This window comes from Modestobacter caceresii, assembly GCF_000761485.1.
GTDB lineage: Bacteria > Actinomycetota > Actinomycetes > Mycobacteriales > Geodermatophilaceae > Modestobacter > Modestobacter caceresii.
This window is the reverse complement of sequence record NZ_JPMX01000015.1, coordinates 26,083-45,919: the sequence shown is the minus strand read 5'-3', so window position 1 is coordinate 45,919 and position 19,837 is coordinate 26,083. Positions and strand designations below refer to the sequence as shown.

The 19,837-nt window shown below is 73.9% G+C and carries 15 protein-coding genes; 5 read left to right on the top strand and 10 right to left on the bottom strand.

Annotation, left to right across the window (positions count from 1 at the left end; all coding sequences use genetic code 11):
* Positions 1-190 precede the first annotated feature (190 nt).
* Positions 191-601 (bottom strand): winged helix-turn-helix transcriptional regulator, encoded by a 411-nt coding sequence (locus IN07_RS05135; protein ID WP_231558001.1) that lies wholly within the window; start codon positions 599-601, stop codon positions 191-193.
* Positions 602-683: 82 nt separating this feature from the next.
* Here IN07_RS05135 and IN07_RS05130 point away from each other — a divergent pair, with 82 nt between their 5' ends.
* Complete coding sequence (locus IN07_RS05130) at positions 684-1,541, top strand: NAD(P)H-binding protein (protein ID WP_036334076.1); 858 nt, start codon at positions 684-686, stop codon at positions 1,539-1,541.
* A gap of 44 nt (positions 1,542-1,585) precedes the next feature.
* Here the strand turns inward: IN07_RS05130 and IN07_RS05125 are convergent, their stop codons facing one another.
* The 5 genes from IN07_RS05125 to IN07_RS05100 form a co-directional block, all read right to left on the bottom strand.
* Positions 1,586-1,780, bottom strand: coding sequence for a DUF3046 domain-containing protein (locus tag IN07_RS05125; protein ID WP_036334075.1), 195 nt, complete (start codon positions 1,778-1,780; stop codon positions 1,586-1,588).
* Positions 1,781-1,958: 178 nt separating this feature from the next.
* Complete coding sequence (locus IN07_RS05120; RefSeq protein WP_036334072.1) at positions 1,959-3,239, bottom strand: MFS transporter; 1,281 nt, start codon at positions 3,237-3,239, stop codon at positions 1,959-1,961.
* Positions 3,240-3,319: 80 nt separating this feature from the next.
* Positions 3,320-5,926, bottom strand: coding sequence for a beta-glucosidase family protein (locus IN07_RS05115; protein ID WP_052090844.1), 2,607 nt, complete (start codon positions 5,924-5,926; stop codon positions 3,320-3,322).
* Positions 5,927-6,038: 112 nt separating this feature from the next.
* Entirely contained in the window at positions 6,039-7,184 is a 1,146-nt protein-coding gene (locus IN07_RS05105) for an acyl-CoA dehydrogenase family protein (RefSeq protein WP_036334069.1), read from the bottom strand.
* Between the two features lie 15 nt (positions 7,185-7,199).
* Positions 7,200-7,424, bottom strand: coding sequence for a KTSC domain-containing protein (locus IN07_RS05100; protein ID WP_036334067.1), 225 nt, complete (start codon positions 7,422-7,424; stop codon positions 7,200-7,202).
* A gap of 112 nt (positions 7,425-7,536) precedes the next feature.
* Between IN07_RS05100 and IN07_RS05095 the strand changes: the two genes are divergently transcribed.
* Together IN07_RS05095 and IN07_RS05090 are read left to right on the top strand one after the other, a co-directional pair.
* A complete protein-coding gene (locus IN07_RS05095) occupies positions 7,537-8,301 on the top strand; it encodes a class I SAM-dependent methyltransferase (RefSeq protein ID WP_036334066.1) in 765 nt (254 codons plus the stop codon).
* Positions 8,302-8,347: 46 nt separating this feature from the next.
* The gene (locus tag IN07_RS05090) at positions 8,348-12,955 is read left to right on the top strand and encodes an ATP-dependent helicase (protein WP_036334061.1); all 4,608 of its coding nucleotides are present in this window, start codon (positions 8,348-8,350) and stop codon (positions 12,953-12,955) included.
* 114 nt (positions 12,956-13,069) lie between these two features.
* Here the strand turns inward: IN07_RS05090 and IN07_RS05085 are convergent, their stop codons facing one another.
* Positions 13,070-13,675 (bottom strand): antibiotic biosynthesis monooxygenase, encoded by a 606-nt coding sequence (locus tag IN07_RS05085; protein WP_231558000.1) that lies wholly within the window; start codon positions 13,673-13,675, stop codon positions 13,070-13,072.
* 149 nt (positions 13,676-13,824) lie between these two features.
* On the opposite strand from IN07_RS05085, the gene IN07_RS05080 reads away from it, so the two are divergent.
* A complete protein-coding gene (locus IN07_RS05080) occupies positions 13,825-14,679 on the top strand; it encodes a DNA-formamidopyrimidine glycosylase family protein (RefSeq protein WP_036334123.1) in 855 nt (284 codons plus the stop codon).
* 78 nt (positions 14,680-14,757) lie between these two features.
* Positions 14,758-15,609, top strand: coding sequence for a DNA-formamidopyrimidine glycosylase family protein (locus tag IN07_RS05075; protein WP_036334060.1), 852 nt, complete (start codon positions 14,758-14,760; stop codon positions 15,607-15,609).
* Between the two features lie 77 nt (positions 15,610-15,686).
* Here IN07_RS05075 and IN07_RS05070 read toward each other — a convergent pair whose 3' ends face one another.
* The 3 genes from IN07_RS05070 to IN07_RS05060 all read right to left on the bottom strand — a co-directional run bounded on the left by IN07_RS05070 (position 15,687) and on the right by IN07_RS05060 (position 19,835).
* A complete protein-coding gene (locus IN07_RS05070) occupies positions 15,687-16,526 on the bottom strand; it encodes a PspA/IM30 family protein (RefSeq protein WP_036334059.1) in 840 nt (279 codons plus the stop codon).
* A gap of 243 nt (positions 16,527-16,769) precedes the next feature.
* Positions 16,770-18,413: a glucose-6-phosphate isomerase gene (gene pgi / locus IN07_RS05065; RefSeq protein WP_036334058.1), complete on the bottom strand. Its 1,644-nt coding sequence runs from the start codon at positions 18,411-18,413 to the stop codon at positions 16,770-16,772.
* Positions 18,414-18,584: 171 nt separating this feature from the next.
* Positions 18,585-19,835 carry an ABC transporter ATP-binding protein gene (locus IN07_RS05060; RefSeq protein ID WP_036334057.1) on the bottom strand — a complete coding sequence of 417 codons (1,251 nt, stop codon included), beginning with the start codon at positions 19,833-19,835 and terminating at the stop codon, positions 18,585-18,587.
* Between the last annotated feature and the right edge of the window lie 2 nt (positions 19,836-19,837).

The window sequence follows — 19,837 nt, the reverse complement described above, 5'->3', positions numbered from 1 at the left end:
TGTCGCTGTAGCGGGTCGTCGCCGACGCTAGGGCGGGGGTCTGACACTTTCCGCGGACCGGGTGCATCTGTGGACGGACACCGGACCTGTGGACGCCACCGTAGGCCGAACACCTGTTCGAATCCAGTGACACGCCGGGATCGGTGCGTCGTGCCGTCCAGCACCCTCGGCGTCCACCGGGACAGCGCGGTCAGCGCGGCGGACGGACCTCGTCGGCGAGGGCCCGGGCCGCGTGCACGGCCGGCATCCGGCCCTCGACGAAGGAGATGAGCGCCAGCAGGTGGGGCACGAGGGCGGCGCCGTCCTCGGTCAGCCGGTACTCCACGTGCGGGGGGATCGCCGACCGCACCTCGCGGTGCACCCAGCCGTCCCGCTCGAGGGTCTGCAGGCTCTGCGCCAGCATCCGCTCGCTCACGCCCTCGATCCGGCGGCGCAGCTCGCCGAACCGGTGCGGGGACTCGGCCAGCGCCGACAGTGCCAGCAGCGACCACTTGCCGGTCACGTGCTCCAGCGCCTCGCGGGAGGTGCAGGCGCGCCGGAAGACGTCGGCCACCAGCTCCTCGACCGTCTGCTCTCCCGCACCCCCAGCCACCTCGCGCACGCCACCAGAGTACCGTCCGACGAGCTGGTACTAACTGTTCGTAAGTGCCCACCGTGCAGGAAGCACTCGGAGGGAGTCCCCCTTGATCACCGTCACCGGAGCCAGCGGCCACCTCGGCCGGCTCGTCGTCACCGGACTGCTCGACGCCGGCGTGCCCGCCGGCGAGGTCGTCGCCGTCGTCCGCACCCCGGGGAAGGCCAGCGACCTGGCCGCCCGTGGCGTGCAGGTCCGCCAGGCCGAGTACGGCGACCCGGCGAGCCTGCAGACCGCCCTGGAGGGCACCCACCGGCTGCTGCTGGTCTCCGGCAGCGAGGTCGGCCAGCGGGTGGTCCAGCACGGCAACGTGCTGGACGCGGCCCGGGCCGCAGGCGTGGGACTGGTCGTCTACACCAGCGCGCCCAAGGTCGACGACACCCCGCTCCCGCTGGCCCCCGAGCACGCCGCCACCGAGCGGCTGATCGCCGAGGCCGGGCTCCCGGCCGTCGTGCTGCGCAACAACTGGTACCTGGAGAACTACGACCAGCCGATCACGACGGCTGCTGCGACCGGCGAGGTCGTCGGCAGCTCGGGGGCGGGCCGGATCGCGGCGGCGACGCGCGCCGACTTCGCGGCCGGCGCGGTCGCCGTCCTGACCGCGGCGGAGCCGGAGCCGGGCATCGTGGAGCTGGGCGGGGACCAGCCGTTCACGCTCGCCGACCTGGCCGCTGCCGTCGCCGCCGAGACGGGCCGGGAGGTCACCTACCGCGACCTGTCGGCCGAGGAGCACGTGCAGTTCCTGCTCGGGCAGGGCCTGCCGCAGGAGACCGCCGAGTTCGTCGTCGGCCTCGACCAGTCGATCGCCCAGGGCGCCCTGGAGACCGGGAGCACCGCGCTGTCGGCGCTCATCGGCCGGCCGACCACCCCGCTCGCCGAGCACGTCCGTTCGGTCCTCGCGGGCTGAGTCCGGATCCCGCCGGAGGCTCAGCATCCCTCCGGCGGGACGGCTCAGCGTTCCTTCGGCGGGACGTCGTACTCCTTGCAGATCTCCAGCCAGACCGTGCGCACCGGCACGCCCGCCTCGATCGCCTCAGCGGCGGTGCGCCCGCCCAGGGGACCGAAGACGTGGTCGCTGGCGACGCTCTGCGCACGGATCGCACCGAACTGGCGCTCCATCCGGGACCGGAACTCCTGCAGCCGCACGCCACGACGGTACCCACCCGCCGGGAGCCCGCGCGCCGGGCACCACCGGCCCCGGGCAGCGGGCTCTACCCTCGTCGCATGGTCCCCAGCACCGGCTCCCCCACCTGGGACCTGATCCTGCAGATCGCCCTCGTCGGCGCCTTGATCGCGCTCCTGGTCCTGCTGGCCCGCGACTACCTCAACCGGCGCTGAGCCGGGGGCGGGCCCGCACCCAGACCACGAGCAGCGGGCCTATGAGCGCTGCGGACACCGCCGCCACCAGGCCGAAACCGCCGAGCGCCAGCAACGGTCCGCCCACCGCGCCGGCCACGGCTGCCCCCAGCCCCATGAGCAGGTCGGTCGCGCCCTGCGCCGACGGGCGGACCTCGGCGGACACGGCCTCGGTGACCAGGGTCGACCCGGCCACCAGCCCGCAGGACCAGCCCAGCCCGAGCAGGAACAGCCCGACGCCGAGCTGGAGGGCGGCCCCCGGGGGCGCCGTGCCCGCGACCACGGCGGCCAGCAGGAGCAGGACCCCACCCAGCGCGACCGTCGCCGCCCGCCCGGCCCGGTCGGCGAGCCAGCCGACCACCGGGGAGAACAGGTACATCCCGGCCACGTGCACGCTGATGACCAGGCCGATCACCCGCAACGTCGTCCCGTCGGCCCCCGAGTGGCCGGCGCCCATGTGCACCGGGGTCATCACCATCAGCCCGACCATCACCGCGTGCGAGACGACGACGGCGGTCAGCCCCAGCCGTCCACCGGGGGTGGCCCACACCGCGCACAGCGCCGCCGCCGAGCCCGATCGCAGCGGCGCCGGCCCGGCCGGGCGGTTGGCCGCGGTGAGCTGCCGGGCCAGCAGCAGGGGGTCCGGGCGGAGCAGCAGGAGCACCCCGAGGACGACCACCGCGAACACCGCGATGGACAGCACGAACGCCCCGCCCAGCGCAGGCAGCCCGAGGGCGCGCCCCAGGTCGTCGGCCGGGCCGGCCAGGTTGGGCCCGAGCACCGAGCCGATCGTGGTCGCCCAGACCACCAGGGACAACGAGCGGCCACGGTGTTCGGGAGCGGCCAGGTCGGCCGCGGCGTACCGGGCCTGCAGGCCGCTGGTGGTGGCGGCGCCGAACAGGAAGAGGCCGACGAGCAGGAGCAGCAGGGACGACACCGCCGCGGCCGCGACGACGACCAGGGAACCCGCGCCCGCGACCCCGTAGCCGACGGACAGGCCGACGCGCCGGCCGTACCGGTCGCTGACCTGGGCCAGCGGGACGGCGATCAGGGCAGCGCCCAGGACGCTCGCCGTCTGCCCCAGCCCGGCGGCGGCGTCGCTCCCGGCGACGTCCCGGGCGAGCAGGCCCCCGACCGTGATCCCGATCGTCACGCCGAGACCGCCGAGGGCCACCCCCGCCGAGAGCACCCCCAGCGTGCGGCGCTGGACGACGGCCTGGTCGGGGTGGGACAGCGACGGTCGGGTCACCGGGTGAGTGTGCCCGACCGCCGCCGCTGACCGGCCGGTCGACGGCCCGCCGGTGTGGTCTCACCGGCGGGCCGATCGGCTCAGCGGACGCGCACCGAGTCCGTCAGCCGCACGTCGTCCGAGGCTGCGCCGACGAGCACCGGACGGACGCCGCAGGCGCGCTCCCACCGGTCGTCCTCGGCGTCCCACACCGAGAGCTGGCGCTCGTCGACCTCGATCGTCACCCGCTGCCGCTCGCCCGGCTCCAGCGTCACCCGGTCGAAGCCGGCCAGCTGGAGCGTCGGCGTGCCGGCCGCGGTGCCGGCGCCCAGGTAGACCTGCGGCACCTCGGTGCCGGTCCGCGACCCGGTGTTGGTGAGCACGAAGGACACCTCCACGCCGTCCTTGCCGGTACGGGTGCGCAGCCGGGAGTAGTCGAACGACGTGTACGACAGCCCGTGCCCGAAGGCGAACAACGGGTCGGTGTCGGTGGCCGCGTACCAGCGGTACCCGACGTCCGTGCCCTCGGTGTAGGTCTGCTGGTCGGGCACCCCGTCACCGTCGAGGTCGACGCCCGGGTAGTTCGCCGGGTCGCTGACCGGCGTCCGGGCCGGGTCGGCCGGGTACGTCTGCGGGAGCTTGCCGGCCGGGCCGGCCGCACCGGTGAGCAGGTCGACGGTGGCCTCGGCGCCCTCCTGGCCCGGGTACCACATCTGCAGCACGGCCGAGACGTCGTCCAGCCACGGCATGAGCACCGGGTCACCGGTGTTCAGCACGACCACCGTGCGCGGGTTCGCCGCCGCCACGGCGGCGATGACCTCGTCCTGGAAGCCGGGCAGCGCCAGCGACGCCCGGTCCTCCCCCTCGGTGCCCTCGTTGTAGCCGAAGACCACCGCGGTGTGCGCCGCCTCGGCTGCGGAGACGGCCTCGTCGATCCGCTGCTGACGCAGCTGCGGGGTCGTCCAGTGCAGGCGGAGCTGCATCGGCGCCTCGACCGTGCCGGTGCCGCTCACCGTGAAGGCGACCTGCTCGCCGGCCGCCAGCTCGACGGTCCAGCTGTCGTTGATGAAGCCGTCGGCGGTGGGGATGAGGCTGCCGCCCAGCGCACCGAACCGGTTCTGGGTGGAGGCCACCTGCTCCTCGCCCAGGGTCACCTCGGCGCCGGGCCCGGTGGTCTGCAGGTGGAACGTGTACGTGCCGTCCTCGGGGGCGGTGACGGTGACGGCCTCGCTGAACTCCCCGGTGGGGGCGGCCTCGCCGGTGAGCTCCAGGGGGCTGCCGCTGCCCAGCACGGCGCCGGGCACCAACTCGCCCTCGAGGTCCTCGCCGGTCGCCCAGGTGACGCCGGCGCCGCCGGCCTCGAGCACCTCGACGGTGCTGTCGACCGCGCCGGCATCGGGGTTGACCCGGGCGCTGCCACCGCCGCCGATCAACGGGGTGGCCGCCGTGGGCCCGACCACCGCGAGACTGCCCAGCGCCTCGTCGGACAGCGGGAGCGCGCCCTGCTCGTTGCGCAGCAGGACGGCGCCCTCCGTCGCCACCTGCCGGGCCACCGCGGCGTTCTCCTCGACCGCACGCTCGGGCTCCTCCCCCACGCCGTCGAGCAGTCCGACCTCGGCCATCGCGGTCAGCACGCCGCTGACCGCCCGGTCCAGCGAGGCCGCGACCGGCTCGGACAGGTCGCGCTCGGTCACCTGCCCGTCGCCGTCGACGTCCTGGGCCAGCTCGGGGAACGCCATCGGCCGGGGCATCTCGACGTCCAGCCCGGCCACCAGGGCCTCGGGACCGTGGATGGCGAACCAGTCGGTCATGACGAAGCCGTCGAAGCCCCACTGCTCGCGCAGCACCTCGGTGAGGAGCTCGGAGTTCTGGCACGCCTGGACGGACTCGACCTGGTTGTAGGCGCACATGACCGCACCGATCCCGGCGTCGACGACCGCCTCGAAGCCGGCCAGCTCCGTCTCGTGCAGGGTCTTCTCGTCGACCAGGACGTCCAGGCCGGCGCGGCCGAGTTCCTGGTTGTTCGCCGCGAAGTGCTTGGCCGTGGCGATGACGCCGTGGTCCTGGATCCCGGAGACCTGCGGGGCCGCGAGGGAGGCGGTGAGGAGCGGGTCCTCGCTCAGCGTCTCGAAGTTCCGGCCGGCGTAGGGGGTGCGGACCAGGTTCATCATCGGGCCGAGCAGCACCTCCATGCCCAGCGCATCGGCCTCCTGGCCGAGCACCCCGCCGTACGCGGCGGCCAGCTCCGGGGAGAACGTCGCCCCGAGGGCCACCGGGGCCGGCAGCGCGGTCGCCGGCTCGGCGGCCCGGACCCCCGAGGGGCCGTCGGCCATGTCGAGGGTCGGGATGCCCAGTCGCGGGACCCCGCCCAGGGCGCCGGCGGCACCGTTGCTGCCGGTGGTCCCCCCGAGCAGCCCGAACTTCTCCGGGACGGTCAGCTGGGCCACCAGGGCGGCCACCTGCTGCGCGATCCGGTCGTGGTCGCCACGGTCGTGGCCGTGGCCGTGGCCGTGGCCGTGGCCGTTGCGGTGGCCGTTGCCGTTGCCGTTGCCGTTGCCGTTGCCGTTGCCGTTGCCGTTGCCGTTGCCGTCTGCGTACCGGTCGGTGCCCGGCGAGGCGAGCGCCGGGGTGGCCCCGCCGGTGACGACCGCCGCCGCGGCGACGAGGGCGACGCCGGCACGCAGGCGTCGAGTGCGGTGCGGTCTCATGAGCGACTCCTGTGTCGCGCCCGGGGTGACCCCGATGTCCCCCGAGACGGGCCCGAACCTAAGGACCGGCTGAGCGGCCACACAACCAGGGTTCCGGTGGGTGGCAACGTCGTCACAGACCCATCGAGCGCCCCACGATCTCCTTCATGATCTCGTTGGTCCCGCCGTAGATGGACTGCACCCGGGCGTCCCGCCAGGCCTTGGAGACCCGGTACTCGCTCATGTAGCCGTAGCCGCCGTGCAGCTGCAGGCACCGGTCGGCGACCTTGTTCTGCAGCTCCGTCGTCCACCACTTGGCCATCGCGGCATCGGTTGCGGTGAGGTCGCCGCTGTCGAGCTGGCGCACGCACTCGTCGACGAAGGTCCGCGCGATCGTCACCTCCGTCTGCAGCTCGGCGAGGACGAACCGGGAGTTCTGGAAGGAACCGACCGGCCGGCCGAACGCCGTCCGGGTGGTGACGTACTCGACGGTCAGCGCGAGCACGGTCTCGGCGGCGGCCACCGCGGAGACCGCGATGTGCAGGCGCTCCTGCGGCAGGTTCTGCATCAGGTGGGCGAAGCCGCGCCCCTCGGTGCCCAGCAGGTTGGCGGCGGGCACGCGGACGTCGTCGAAGAACAGCTCAGCGGTGTCCTGCGCCTTCAGCCCGACCTTGTCCAGGTTGCGGCCGCGGGAGAAGCCGGCCATGTCGCGCTCGACGACGAGCAGGCTGAGGCCGCGGGAGCCGGGCGCCTCCGGATCGGTGCGCGCCACGACGATGACCAGGTCGGCGTTGATGCCGTTGGTGATGAAGGTCTTCGAGCCGTTGAGCACCCAGTGCTCGCCGTCCCGGCGGGCGGTGGTGCCGATGCCCTGCAGGTCGCTCCCGGCGGCCGGCTCGGTCATCGCGATCGCGGTGATCAGCTCACCGGTGCAGAAGCCGGGCAGCCAGCGCTGCTTCTGCTCCTCGGTGGCCAGGTCCTGCAGGTAGGGGCCGACGACGTCGTTGTGCAGCCCGAAGCCCACCCCGCTGGCGCCGATCCGGACGAGCTCCTCGCTCAGCACGCAGGACCAGCGGAAGTCGCGCACCCCACCGCCGCCGTACCGCTCGTCCACCCCGATGCCCAGCAGACCCTGCGCGCCGGCCGCCGTCCACAGCTCCCGCGGCACGATGCCGGCGCGTTCCCAGTCGTCGTGGAAGGGCGCGACCTCCTTCTCGCAGAAGGCCCGGACGCTGCTCCGGAAGTCCTCGTGGTCGGCCTCGTACAGGCTGTGACGCATGCCACGCAGTGTGGCTCAGCCCCAGCGACGGCCGACAGCCCGGTAGTCGAAGTCCGGCTTGATCTCGGCGTTGAGGAAGCGACCCTTGCTCTCGGCCCGCAACAGCGACAGCACCCGCTCCGGCGGCACCTCGAGGAAGTGGTAGACGCGTCCGTCGTTGAACACGATCTCGAGGACCTGCTGCTCCTCGTCGTAGCCGACGGTCGCGATGCTGGAGGACTGCACCGCTGCTCGCAGCATGGCTGCCTCCCCTGGGGGACGACGGCTGGAAATGACACCAGTGTGATCCGCCCGGGGCCACATGTCGACGAATCCGCTTGTCGACCCGGCGACGGGTCGACAGGCTGCCGCCGTGCGCACGTTCGAGGAGCTCGTCGCCGAGGGCGCGGCCGTACCGACCGAGGGATGGGACTTCTCCTGGCTCGTCGGCCGGGCGACGGAGGAACGGCCTCCCTGGGGCTGGCGCGGGCTGCTGGCCGACCGGCTCGGGAGCGCCCTCGGGTCGCTGGACCTGCAGACCGGCGGCGGCGAGGTGTACGCCGAGGCACTGACCCGGGCCGAGCGGCAGCCCGGGCGGGTGGCCGCCACCGAGTCGTGGCCGCCGAACCTCGCCCTCGCCCGGCGGCGCCTGGCGGAGTGGGGTGGCGAGGTGGCCGAGGTGGCGGACGACGGCCCCCTCCCCTTCCCCGACGCCACCTTCGACCTGGTGAGCAGCCGGCACCCCACCGTCCAGCGCTGGGACGAGATCGCCCGCGTCCTCGCGCCCGGCGGCAGCCACCTCTGCCAGGGCATCGGGTCGGGCACCCACCGGGTGCTGGCCGAAGCGCTGCTGGGGCCCCTGCCCGGCGCCGACGAGCCCACCGGCGCCCTGGCCGCCGAGGCCGCCCGGACGGCCGGCCTGCAGGTGGTCGACCTCCGGGCCTGGCGCTGCCGGGTGGAGTTCCACGACGTCGGCGCGGTCGTGCACTTCCTGCGCAAGGTGGTCTGGACGGTGCCGGACTTCTCGGTGGAGCGGTACCGCCCGCAGCTCGCCGAGGTGCACCGCCGGATCGAGCGGGAGGGCGCATTCGTGTCGTGGTCACAGCGCTACCTGATCGAGGCCCGCCGTCCGAGCTGAACCGCCGGCCCCGGCGGACTGTCGTACCCGCGTGGACACTGGTCGCGTGTCCGCTCTCGAGCGTTTCTCTGCGCCCACCCAGGCGTGGTTCACCGGCGCGTTCGAGCAGCCCACCGCAGCCCAGGAGGGCGCCTGGACGGCGATCAGCAGCGGCGAGCACGCCCTCGTCGTCGCCCCCACCGGGTCGGGCAAGACGCTGGCGGCCTTCCTCTGGTCGCTCGACCGGCTGGCCGCCACGCCCCCGCCGGAGGACCCGCTGGCCCGCTGCCGCGTCCTCTACGTCTCCCCGCTCAAGGCGCTGGCCGTCGACGTCGAGCGCAACCTGCGCGCACCGCTGACCGGGATCGGCCAGGCCGCTGCCCGGCTGGGTCAGGAACGGCCGGAGATCAGCGTCGGCATCCGCTCCGGTGACACCCCGGCCGACGAGCGGCGGCTGTTCGCCAAGCGCCCGCCGGACATCCTGATCACCACCCCCGAGTCGCTGTTCCTGCTGCTCACCAGCCAGGCCCGGGAGTCGCTGCGCGGGGTGGAGACGGTGATCCTCGACGAGGTGCACGCCGTCTGCGGCAGCAAGCGCGGCGCGCACCTGGCGGTCTCCCTCGACCGGCTCGACGAGCTGCTGGACCGGCCGGCCCAGCGGATCGGGTTGTCGGCGACGGTGCGCCCGATCGAGGAGGTGTCGACCTTCCTCGCCGGCGGCCGCCCGGTCCAGGTGGTCGCCCCGCCGTCGACCAAGCAGTGGGACCTGTCGGTCGTCGTCCCGGTCGAGGACATGAGCCAGCTGGGGCAGCCCACCGGGGAGCTGGAGGGCTCCGCCGCCGGCAACCAGCCGCGGACGTCGATCTGGCCGGCGGTCGAGGAGCGGGTGCTCGACCTGATCGAGAGCCACCGCACCACCATCGTGTTCGCCAACTCCCGCCGCCTGGCCGAGCGGCTGACCAGCCGGCTGAACGAGCTGGCCTACGAGCGCGCCACCGGTGAGCCGATGCCGCACGGCGCCAACCCGGCCGAGCTGATGGCCCAGGCCGGCTCCGGCGGTGGGCTGCCGGCGGACGTGAAGCCGGTCGCCTCCGCGCACCACGGCTCGGTCTCCCGGGAACAGCGCGCGGTCGTCGAGGAGGCGCTCAAGTCCGGGCAGCTGCCGGCCGTGGTCGCCACCTCCTCCCTGGAGCTCGGCATCGACATGGGCGCGGTCGACCTGGTGGTCCAGGTCGAGTCGCCGCCGAACGTGGCGGCCGGGCTGCAGCGGGTGGGCCGGGCCGGCCACCAGGTGGGCGCGGTCAGCGAGGGCGTCATCTTCCCGAAGTTCCGCGGCGACCTGGTGCAGAGCGCCGTCGTCGCCGAGCGGATGCGGGCCGGCGCCATCGAGTCGACCCGCTACCTGCGCAACCCGCTCGACGTGCTGGCCCAGCAGATCGTCGCGATGGTCTCCGAGCGGCCGCGCACCGTCGACGAGGTCGCCGCCGTGCTGCGCCGCTCGGCCGCCTTCGCCTCGCTGCCCGACTCCGCCCTGCACGCGGTGCTGGACATGCTGGCCGGCCGCTACCCCTCCGACGCCTTCGCCGAGCTGCGGCCCCGGCTGACCTGGGACCGGGTCACCGACACCCTCACCGCCCGCGCCGGCGCCCAGCGGCTGGCGGTCACCAGCGGCGGCACGATCCCCGACCGCGGGCTGTTCGGCGTCTTCCTCGTCTCCGGTGCGGGGGCGAACGGTGGTCGCCGGGTCGGTGAGCTGGACGAGGAGATGGTCTACGAGTCCCGCGTGGGCGACGTCTTCCTGCTCGGGTCCTCCTCGTGGCGGATCGAGGAGATCACCCACGACCGGGTCCTGGTCAGCCCGGCGCCCGGCCAGCCCGGCAAGATGCCGTTCTGGCACGGCGACACCCTGGGCCGCCCGCTGGAGCTGGGCCGGGCGCTGGGCGCCTTCCTGCGCGAGGTCGGCTCGGCCACGCCGGAGGCGGGCATGGACCGGGCCCGCGCTGCCGGCCTGGACGCCTGGGGCGCGAGCAACCTGTTCGCCTACCTGGCCGAGCAGAAGGCGGCCACCGGCCACCTGCCCGACGACCGCACGCTGCTGGTCGAGCGGTTCCGCGACGAGCTCGGCGACTGGCGGCTGGTCGTCCACTCCCCCTTCGGCGCCCAGGTCAACGCCCCCTGGGCGCTGGTGCTCGCCGCCCGGCTGCGTGAGCGCTACGGCGTCGACGTCGCGTCGATGCACTCCGACGACGGCATCGTGCTGCGGCTCCCGGACACCACCGGGGAGGCGCCGGAGGCCGACCTCGCGCTGCTGGACCCGGACGACGTCGAGCGGGAGGTCACCGCCGAGGTCGGCAACTCCGCGCTGTTCGCCAGCCGGTTCCGCGAGTGCGCCGCCCGTGCGCTGCTGCTCCCCCGTCGCGACCCGCGGCGGCGCACCCCGCTGTGGCAGCAGCGGCAGCGAGCGGCCCAGCTGCTCTCGGTGGCCAGCGAGTTCTCCTCGTTCCCGATCACCCTGGAGGCGGTCCGGGAGGTGCTGCAGGACGTCTACGACGTGCCCGGGCTGGTCGAGCTGATGAGCGACGCGCGCGCCCGCCGGGTGCGGCTGGTCGACGTGCAGACCCAGACGGCCTCGCCGTTCGCCCAGTCGCTGCTGTTCGGCTACGTCGGCCAGTTCATCTACGAGGGCGACGCCCCGCTGGCCGAGCGCCGCGCCCAGGCGCTCGCCCTGGACACCGGGCTGCTCGCCGAGCTGCTGGGCCGCTCCGAGTTGCGCGAACTGCTCGACGGCGACGCCATGGCCGAGGTCGAGGCGGAGCTGCAGCGGCTGCCTGAGCAGCGGCACCCGCGCGACGTCGACGGCGCCAGCGACCTCCTCCGCGGGGTCGGTGACCTGACCGTGGCCGAGGCGGGTGCCCGCGGCGTGCCGGCCGACTGGCTCTCGGAGCTCGTCGCCGCCCGGCGGGCGCTCGTGGTGCGGATCGCCGGGGAGGAACGGTACGTCGCCATCGAGGACGCCGGCCGGCTCCGTGACGCCCTGGGCACCGCGCTGCCGGTCGGGGTGCCCGAGGTGTTCACCGAGCCGGTGGCCGACCCGCTCGGTGACCTGATCGGCCGCTACGCCCGCACCCACGGCCCCTTCGCCCCGCCAGAGGTCGCCACCCGGCTGGGCCTCGGCGTCGCCGTCGTCACCGCCACCGTGCAGCGGCTGGTCGGCACCGGCCGGCTGGTCACCGGTGAGTTCCGGCCCGGCGGCATCGGCCAGGAGTGGTGCGACGCCGAGGTGCTGCGCTCGATCCGGCGCCGGTCGCTGGCCAAGCTGCGGCAGGAGGTCGAGCCCGTCCCGATCGACACGCTGGCCCGGTTCACGCCGTCCTGGCAGTCGGTGGGCGGCCGGATGCGCGGGGTCGACGGCGTCCTGGCGGTGGTCGAGCAGCTGGCCGGCGCGCTGGTGCCCGCCTCGGCGCTGGAGTCGCTGGTGCTGCCCTCCCGGGTGCAGGACTACTCGCCCGCGATGCTCGACGAGCTGACCAGCGCCGGTGAGGTGCTGTGGGCCGGCGCGGGCGGGCTCTCCGGTGGTGACGGCTGGGTGACCCTGGTGCCGGCCGACCTGGCCCCGCTGCTGCTGCCCGAGCCGCCCGGGGGTGCGACGACCGAGGGCGGCATCGGGCAGCTCCTGCTCGACGAGCTCGCCGGCGGGCAGGCGCTGTTCTTCCGAGCGCTGTCCGACCGGGTGGGCGCCACCGACGACACCGCGCTGGCCGAGGAGGTCTGGGACCTGGTCTGGGCCGGGGCCCTGACCAACGACACCCTCGCACCGCTCCGCACCCGGTTGTCCGGCGGCGGGACGCACAAGAAGCAGGCGGCCGCTCCCCGCGCCCGGCTGGACCGCAGCCGGTACGGCCGCACCCGGCTCGGCCGCCCGTCGATGCCCAGCCGCACCGGTCCGCCGTCGATGGCCGGGCGCTGGTCGCGGTTGCCCGAGCTGGAGGGCAACGCCACCAAGCGCACCACCGCGCGGGCGGAGGCACTGCTGGAGCGGCACGGCGTGCTGACCCGCGGCGCGGTGCAGGCCGAGCAGGTGACCGGGGGGTTCTCGGCGGTCTACCCGGTGCTGCGGGCGTTCGAGGAGAACGGCCGGGCCCGCCGGGGCTACTTCGTCGAGACCCTCGGCGCGGCCCAGTTCGGTACCCCGGGCTCGGTCGACCGGCTGCGCAGCTTCGCCAGCCCCGACCGCACGCCCGCCGGCCCGGTCGTGCTCGCCGCCACCGACCCGGCCAACGTCTACGGCGCCGCACTCCCCTGGCCGGAGCGCGCGGTCGCCTCCGCCGACGGCCCGGTCGACGGCCCCGCCGTCGACCTCGGTGAGGGCACCGGCAGCCGGAGGACCGGGCACCGGGCCGGGCGGAAGGCGGGTGCCCTGGTGGTGCTGGTCGACGGCGAGCTGGTGCTCTACGTCGAGCGCGGCGGGAAGACCCTGCTGTCCTGGACCGAGGAGGAGACCGTGCTCAAGGAGGCCGCCACCGCGCTGTCCGGCGCGGTCGCCTCCGGGGCGCTGGGCCGGATGATCGTGCAGAAGGCCGACGGCGCGTCGGTGCACGAGTCCGGCCCGCTCACCACGGCGCTGCAAGCAGCCGGCTTCGCGGCCACCCCGCGCGGCCTGCGCCTGCGCAACTAGACCCGCGACCCCGCCGTTGTGCGCTCACCGGCGCTCTGTCGCGTGGAGTGCCGCTGAGCGCACAGCGGGTGCGCGGAGAGCGCCGCTCAGCGCACCCGCGGGTGCGCGCAGGGGTCAGCGGCGGCGGGAGCCCTGCAGCCAGGGGCCGAGCCAGCGGCTGAGCCGCGGCATGGACAGCCGCAGCGCCGTCACCACGTAGGCCGCCGACAGCAGGAGCCGCGCCGGCCAGGGCCAGTCGCCGACGAAGGGCACGACGAGGACTTGGAACGTCGAGGTGAACAGCAGCACGACGGCGACGGTGAGCAGCCAGCTGCGCCACGCCGGCCCCGGCCGGGCCGGCACCGCGAAGAAGGTCTGCAGGCCGACGGCCCGGGCCACCCGCTCGTCCTCCACCAGCTGGTGCACCCGGTCGAGCGCCTCGCGCCGTTCCGGCGAGCGCTCCCAGGCGGCGAGGGACTCGTCGTCCCGGAAGCGGTAGACCAGGTGGTACTCGTCGCTGCCCGCTCCGGGGCGCAGCAGGGAGGAACCCAGGTGACCGGGGAAGCCCGCGGCCACCTCCTGCACCTCGGTCGCCCAGCGCTCGAAGGCGTTCTGCTGGTCCGGGCGCACCACCCGGGCGACGGTGACGGTGACCGGCTCCGGCGCCGGGGTCGGCTGCCGGGTCGCGATGCTGCCGGTCAGGCGGTCCGGCAGGCTGCGCAGGCGGGTCGACACGGTCACAGAGTTCCTCAGCGCTGAAGGAAGCCCGGCTCTTCCCGGCTGTCGCCCCACTCACACGAGGCCACCCGACCGAGGGAGCCGGACCGTCGGCCGGGACAGGCTCACCGCCACCGAGCGGCCGGCCAGCCCGCGCGGGGACCATGGTCGGCGTGCCCGAGGGAGACACCGTCTGGCTGGCCGCCCAGCGGATGAACACGGCATTGGCCGGCGCCATCCTCCGCCGCGGCGAGCTCCGGGTGCCGCAGCTGGCAGCGGTCGACCTCGCCGGCGCCACCGTCACCGAGGTCGTCCCCCGCGGCAAGCACATGCTCACCCGGCTGGCCGACGGCCGGACGCTGCGCACGCACTACCGGATGGACGGCAGCTGGCACATCTACCGGCGGGGCACCCGGTGGCGGGGCGGCCCCGGGCGCAGCATCCGCGCGGTGCTCGCCACCGACGAGTGGGAGTGCGTCGGCTACCGGCTGCACGACATGCGGGTCGTGCCCACCAGCCAGGAGGCCGAGCTGGTCGGGCACCTCGGGCCCGACGTGCTGGACCCGGACTGGGACGTCGAGGAGGCCCTGCGCCGGCTCTGCTCGCAGCCGGACGAGCAGATCGGCGTGGCGATCCTGGACCAGCGCAACCTCGCCGGGATCGGCAACCTCTACAAGGTCGAGTCGCTCTTCCTGACCGGCGTGCACCCCTGGGCTCGGGTCGCCGACGTCCCCGACCTGCGCGCGCTGGTCGAACGAGCCCGCACGCTGATGCTGGCCAACCGGCACCACCCCGAGCAGAGCACCACCGGCGAGACCCGCCGCGGGCAGGACCACTGGGTCGCTGGTCGAAAGGGCCGCCCCTGCCGGCGCTGCCGGACGCCGATCCGGCTCGGCGACCAGGGCCCCGACCTGCAGGAGCGCGTCACCTGGTGGTGCCCGCACTGCCAGGCCACGCCCGCACCGGTGGATCCGCGGGCGCGCACCGGGGAGCCCGGCACCGAGGCGCGCCGCGCCAGGTACCAGTGACGACGGAGCCGCCCGCAGCGCCCGACGCGACGGCTGCCAGGTCCGGCAGGAGCGCGTGCGGGCGGGGATCATGGCGGGATGCCCGAGGGAGACACAGTCTGGCTGGCCGCCCAGCGGATGAACACGGCGCTGGCCGGCGCCACGCTCACGAAGGGCGAGTTGCGCGTGCCCCAGCTGGCCACCGTCGACCTCACCGGCGCCACCGTCACCGAGGTCGTCCCCCGCGGCAAGCACATGCTCACCCGCTTCGCCGACGGACGCACGCTGCGCACGCACTACCGGATGGACGGCAGCTGGCACATCTACCGGAAGGGAACCCCGTGGAAGGGCGGGCCCGCGCACAGCATCCGGGCGATCCTGGCCACCGACGCGTGGGACTGCGTCGGCTACCGGCTGCACGACCTGCGGATCGTGCCGACCAGCGGTGAGGGCGAGCTGGTCGGCCATCTGGGACCCGACGTGCTCGGCCCCGACTGGGACCTCGACGAGGCGCTGCGCCGACTCCGCTCCCACCCGGACGAGCAGATCGGCGTAGCGATCCTGGACCAGCGCAACCTCGCCGGCATCGGCAACCTCTACAAGGTCGAGACGCTGTTCATGACCCGCACCCACCCGTGGACGCGGGTCGCCGACGTCCCCGACCTGCCCGGGCTGGTCGAACGCGCCCGCACGCTGATGCTGGCCAATCGCGACCACCCCGAGCAGAGCACCACCGGCTCCACCCGGCGCGGGGAGGACCACTGGGTGTTCGGCCGCCGCGGCCGGCCGTGCCGTCGCTGCCGCACCGCGATCCTGCTGGGCGACCAGGGGCCGGACACCCAGGAGCGGGTGACCTACTGGTGCCCGGCGTGCCAGGCCGCACGCAGCCCGATCGACCCGCTGGCCTGCACGGGAGAGCCCGGCCACCCGGCGTCGATGGTCGCCACCTGACCGAAGGAGCCCCGCCGTCCAGCAGGACGACGGGGCTCCGGGGGGGCTCGCCTCTGACGTGCGAGGCAGCAGTGCTCCTACTGCTCGGGCCGCTCCGCCGGCTGGGCAACCGGGGTCTCGGCGCCGAGCTCGGTCACCTGCGGGGTGCCCTGCTCGATCGCGCCGGCGGCCTGGGTGCCGCTGATGGCCTGGGTGCCACCGCCCATCGACGCGCGGAGCTCGGCCAGCCGGGAGGCGCCGGCGACGTCGATGGTCGCCTTCTCGACCTCGAGCATCCGGCCCTCGACCGAGTTCTGCGCGAGCTCGGCCTGGCCGAGCGCGTTGGCGTAGCGGGCCTCGATCTTGTCGCGGACCTCACCGAGGTTGGGGGTGTTGCCCGGTGCGGACAGCTCGTTGACCGACTTGAGCGAGGCGGAGACCTGCTCCTGCATCTTGGCCTGCTCCAGCTGCGACATCAGCTTGGTGCGCTCGGCCAGCGTCGACTGCAGCCGCATCCGGCTCTGCTCGACCGCGCCCTTGGCCTGCTCGGCGGCCTGCAGGGCCTCGTCGTGGCTGCGCTTGAGGTCCTCGACCGCCTGCTCGCCGCTGACCAGCTGGGTGGCGAAGGCCTGCGCGGCCTGCTCGTACTCGGCGGCCTTCCCGGCGTTCCCGGCGGCCCGGGTCTGGTCGGCGAGGGTCAGCGCCTGCCGGGCCGAGGCCTGCAGCTTCTCGATGTCACCGAGCTGCCGGCTGAGCCGCATCTCCAGCTGACGCTGGTTGCCCAGCACCGCGGCGGCCTGGTTGGCCAGCGCCTGGTGCCGCTGCTGCTCCGCCTCGATCGCCTGCTGGATCTGGATCTTGGGATCGGCGCGCTGGTCGATCTGGTTGTTGGCCGAGGCCGTCAGGTACTTCCACAGCTTCACGAACGGGTTCGGCATGGCTCCTCCTGGTCCGGTGCTCCAGCCCCGCCGGACGGCGGGCGGTGCGACACGGATGACGCTGTCCCGATCATCGTCCCAGGCGGCGCCCCCGGCCAGCCACCGCACACGTCCCGATGACCCGTTCGCGCCGTCTCCGCCCGCGTCCTCCTGCACCGACGACTGTCCCCCCGCACCAACGCTGGTGCGGGGGGACAGCCTTCGATCAGGTCACCTGATCCACGCTGGGGACGGCGGGGGTCGTCAGGCCGGGCGGCCGCGCAGCCGCCGGTAGTGCGCGACGAGGGCGGCGGTGGAGGGGTCCGCGTCGATCTCGGGGCTGTCCATGTCCGGCGCGGTCTCGCTGGTCAGCGCCGGGGCCAGCTGCCGGGCCATCACCTTGCCGAGCTCGACCCCCCACTGGTCGAAGGAGTCGATCTGCCAGATCGCGCCCTGGGTGAAGACGGTGTGCTCGTAGAAGGCGATCAGCTGCCCGAGCGTGGCCGGGGTCAGCTTCGGCGCCAGGATCGTGGTCGAGGGCCGGTTGCCCGGCATCACCTTGTGCGGGACGACGTCGGCCGGCGTGCCGTCGGCGGAGACCTCCTCCGCGGACTTGCCGAACGCGAGCGCGGCGCTCTGCGCGAACATGTTCGCCATCAGCAGGTCGTGCATCTCGCCGATGTCGTGGTTGGGCTCCCCGAACCCGATGAAGTCGGCCGGGAGGAGCGAGGTGCCCTGGTGCAGCAGCTGGTGGAAGGCGTGCTGGCCGTTGGTGCCCGGCTCACCCCAGTAGACCTCGCCGGTCGCCGTCGTCATCGGCTGCCCGTCGGCCTGCACGGACTTGCCGTTGCTCTCCATCGTCAGCTGCTGCAGGTAGGCCGGCAGCCGGGACAGGTACTGGCTGTAGGGCAGGACGGCGTGGCTCTGGGCACCGAAGAAGTCGGTGTACCAGACGTTCAGCAGCCCCTGGACCACAGGCATGTTCTCCGCGAGGGGCGCGGTCCGGAAGTGCTCGTCGACGGCGTGGAAGCCGGCGAGCATCTCGGCGTAGGCGTCCGGCCCGATCGCGACCATGAGCGAGAGCCCGATCGCCGAGGTGAAGGAGTAGCGGCCGCCCACCCAGTCCCAGAACTCGAACATGTTGGCGGTGTCGATGCCGAACTCGGCCACCGCGTCGGTGTTGGTGGAGACCGCGACGAAGTGCTCCGCCACCGCCGACTCGTCGGCACCCGAGGCCAGCAGCCAGTCCCGGGCGACGGTCGCGTTGGTCAGCGTCTCCAGGGTGGTGAACGTCTTGGAGCAGACGACGAAGAGGGTGGTCGCCGGGTCGAGGTCGCGGGTCTTCTCGGCGAAGTCGGTCGGGTCGATGTTGGAGACGAACCGGGCGGTGAGGTCGCGGTCGCTGTAGTCGGCCAGGGCGGTGTACGCCATCGCCGGGCCGAGGTCGGAGCCGCCGATGCCGATGTTCACCACGGCCCGGATGCGCTCGCCGGTGTGCCCCTTCCACTCCCCCGACCGCACCCGGTCGGCGAAGGCGCGCATCTTGGCCAGCACCGCGTGCACGTCGGCGCTGACGTCCTGGCCGTCGACGGTGAGCGGCACCGACTCCGGTGCGCGCAGCGCCACGTGCAGGACAGCGCGGTCCTCGGTGGTGTTGATGTGCTCGCCGCGGAACATCGCCGCGATCCGCTCCGGGACGCCGGCCCGCTCGGCCAGCGCGACCAACAGCTGCAGCGTCTCGTCGGTGACCCGGTGCTTGGCGAGATCGACGTGCAGGTCGCCGGCGGTGCCGGTCAGCCGGGCCGCGCGCTCGGGGTCCTCGGCGAACAGCTCGCGCAGCGTCCGGGCGCCGACCGCGCGGTGGTGCTCGGCAAGGGCTGCCCACTCGTCGGTCGCGGTGATGTCCATGCTGTGCTGCCTCCAGTGTCCGGCCAGGTCTCTGCGGGGACAGGTGCGCAGCGACGCCGCAGCACAAACCCCGGGCATGATCATGCCTGCGCCGGGCAGCTGCCCGGCGCAGGCCCTCCTGCGCCGGGCAGCGTGGGCGACAGCCACCCGTGGCCGCCCCCCGGGGCGCCGTCAGGCGGCGCTGATCCCCTCGCCCTCCGCCGACTGGACCTGCTCGACCCGGTCCTCGGCCGCCATCCGGGTCAGCTCGGCACCGGCATCGGCGTCCCGGGTCAGGTTGTCCCCCGTCGTCGGGTCGAAGACGTGCACCTTGCGGCTGTCCAGCCAGAACTCTGCGTCCCGGCCCTCCCTGATGCGGCTGGTCGCGTCGATGGACACGATCGCCTGGGTGCGCAGCTCCTCGGAGTCCAGCTCCTTGGACAGTTCCCGCAGCTGGGTGCGGATCTCGTCGGGCGCCTCGTAGGGGATGTAGGCGAACTGGGAGTCACCGAGCCACTCGGTGACGTCCACACGAGCGGTGAAGACCGAACCGAGCGGTCGCTTCGCCTCGTCGACCAGGGAGGCGTCCTCGAAGTACTCCGGCCGGATGCCGACCAGCAGGAGGTCGCGGCCGGCGACCGCGGCCGCCCGGCGCTCGTCGAGCTCGATGTCCCCGAAGGGCGTGGTCAGCCGGGAGCCCTCGAGCTGGGCCGGCAGGAAGTTCATCGGCGGCGAGCCGATGAAGCCGGCGACGAAGAGGTTGACCGGCTGCTCGTACAGCTCCCGCGGCGAGGCGACCTGCTGGATCTTGCCCTTGCGCAGGACGCAGACCCGGTCGCCGAGCGTCATCGCCTCCGTCTGGTCGTGGGTGACGTAGACGGTGGTGATGCCCAGGCGGCGCTGCAGCCGGGAGATCTCGGTGCGCATCTGGCCGCGGAGCTTGGCGTCCAGGTTCGACAGCGGCTCGTCGAAGAGGAACGCCTCGGCCTGGCGCACGATCGCCCGGCCCATCGCCACCCGCTGCCGCTGACCACCGGAGAGGTTGGCCGGCTTGCGCTCCAGGTGCTCGTGCAGCTCCAGGACGTCGGCAGCCTCGTTCACCCGCCGCTGCACCTCGGCGTCGTCCACCTTGGCCAGCCGCAACGGGAAGGCGATGTTCTCGAACACGCTCAGGTGCGGGTACAGCGCGTAGTTCTGGAAGACCATCGACAGGTTGCGCTCCCGCGGTGCCTTGTCGTTGACCCGGGTGCCGCCGATGACCATGTCGCCGCTGGTGATGTCCTCCAGCCCGACGATCATCCGCAGCAACGTGGACTTCCCGCAGCCGGACGGGCCGACGAGGATCATGAACTCCCCCTCGTCGATGTCCAGGCTCACGTCGTTCACCGCCGGGAAGCCGTCGCCGTACTTCTTGACGATGTTCTTCATCTCGATCGAGGCCATCA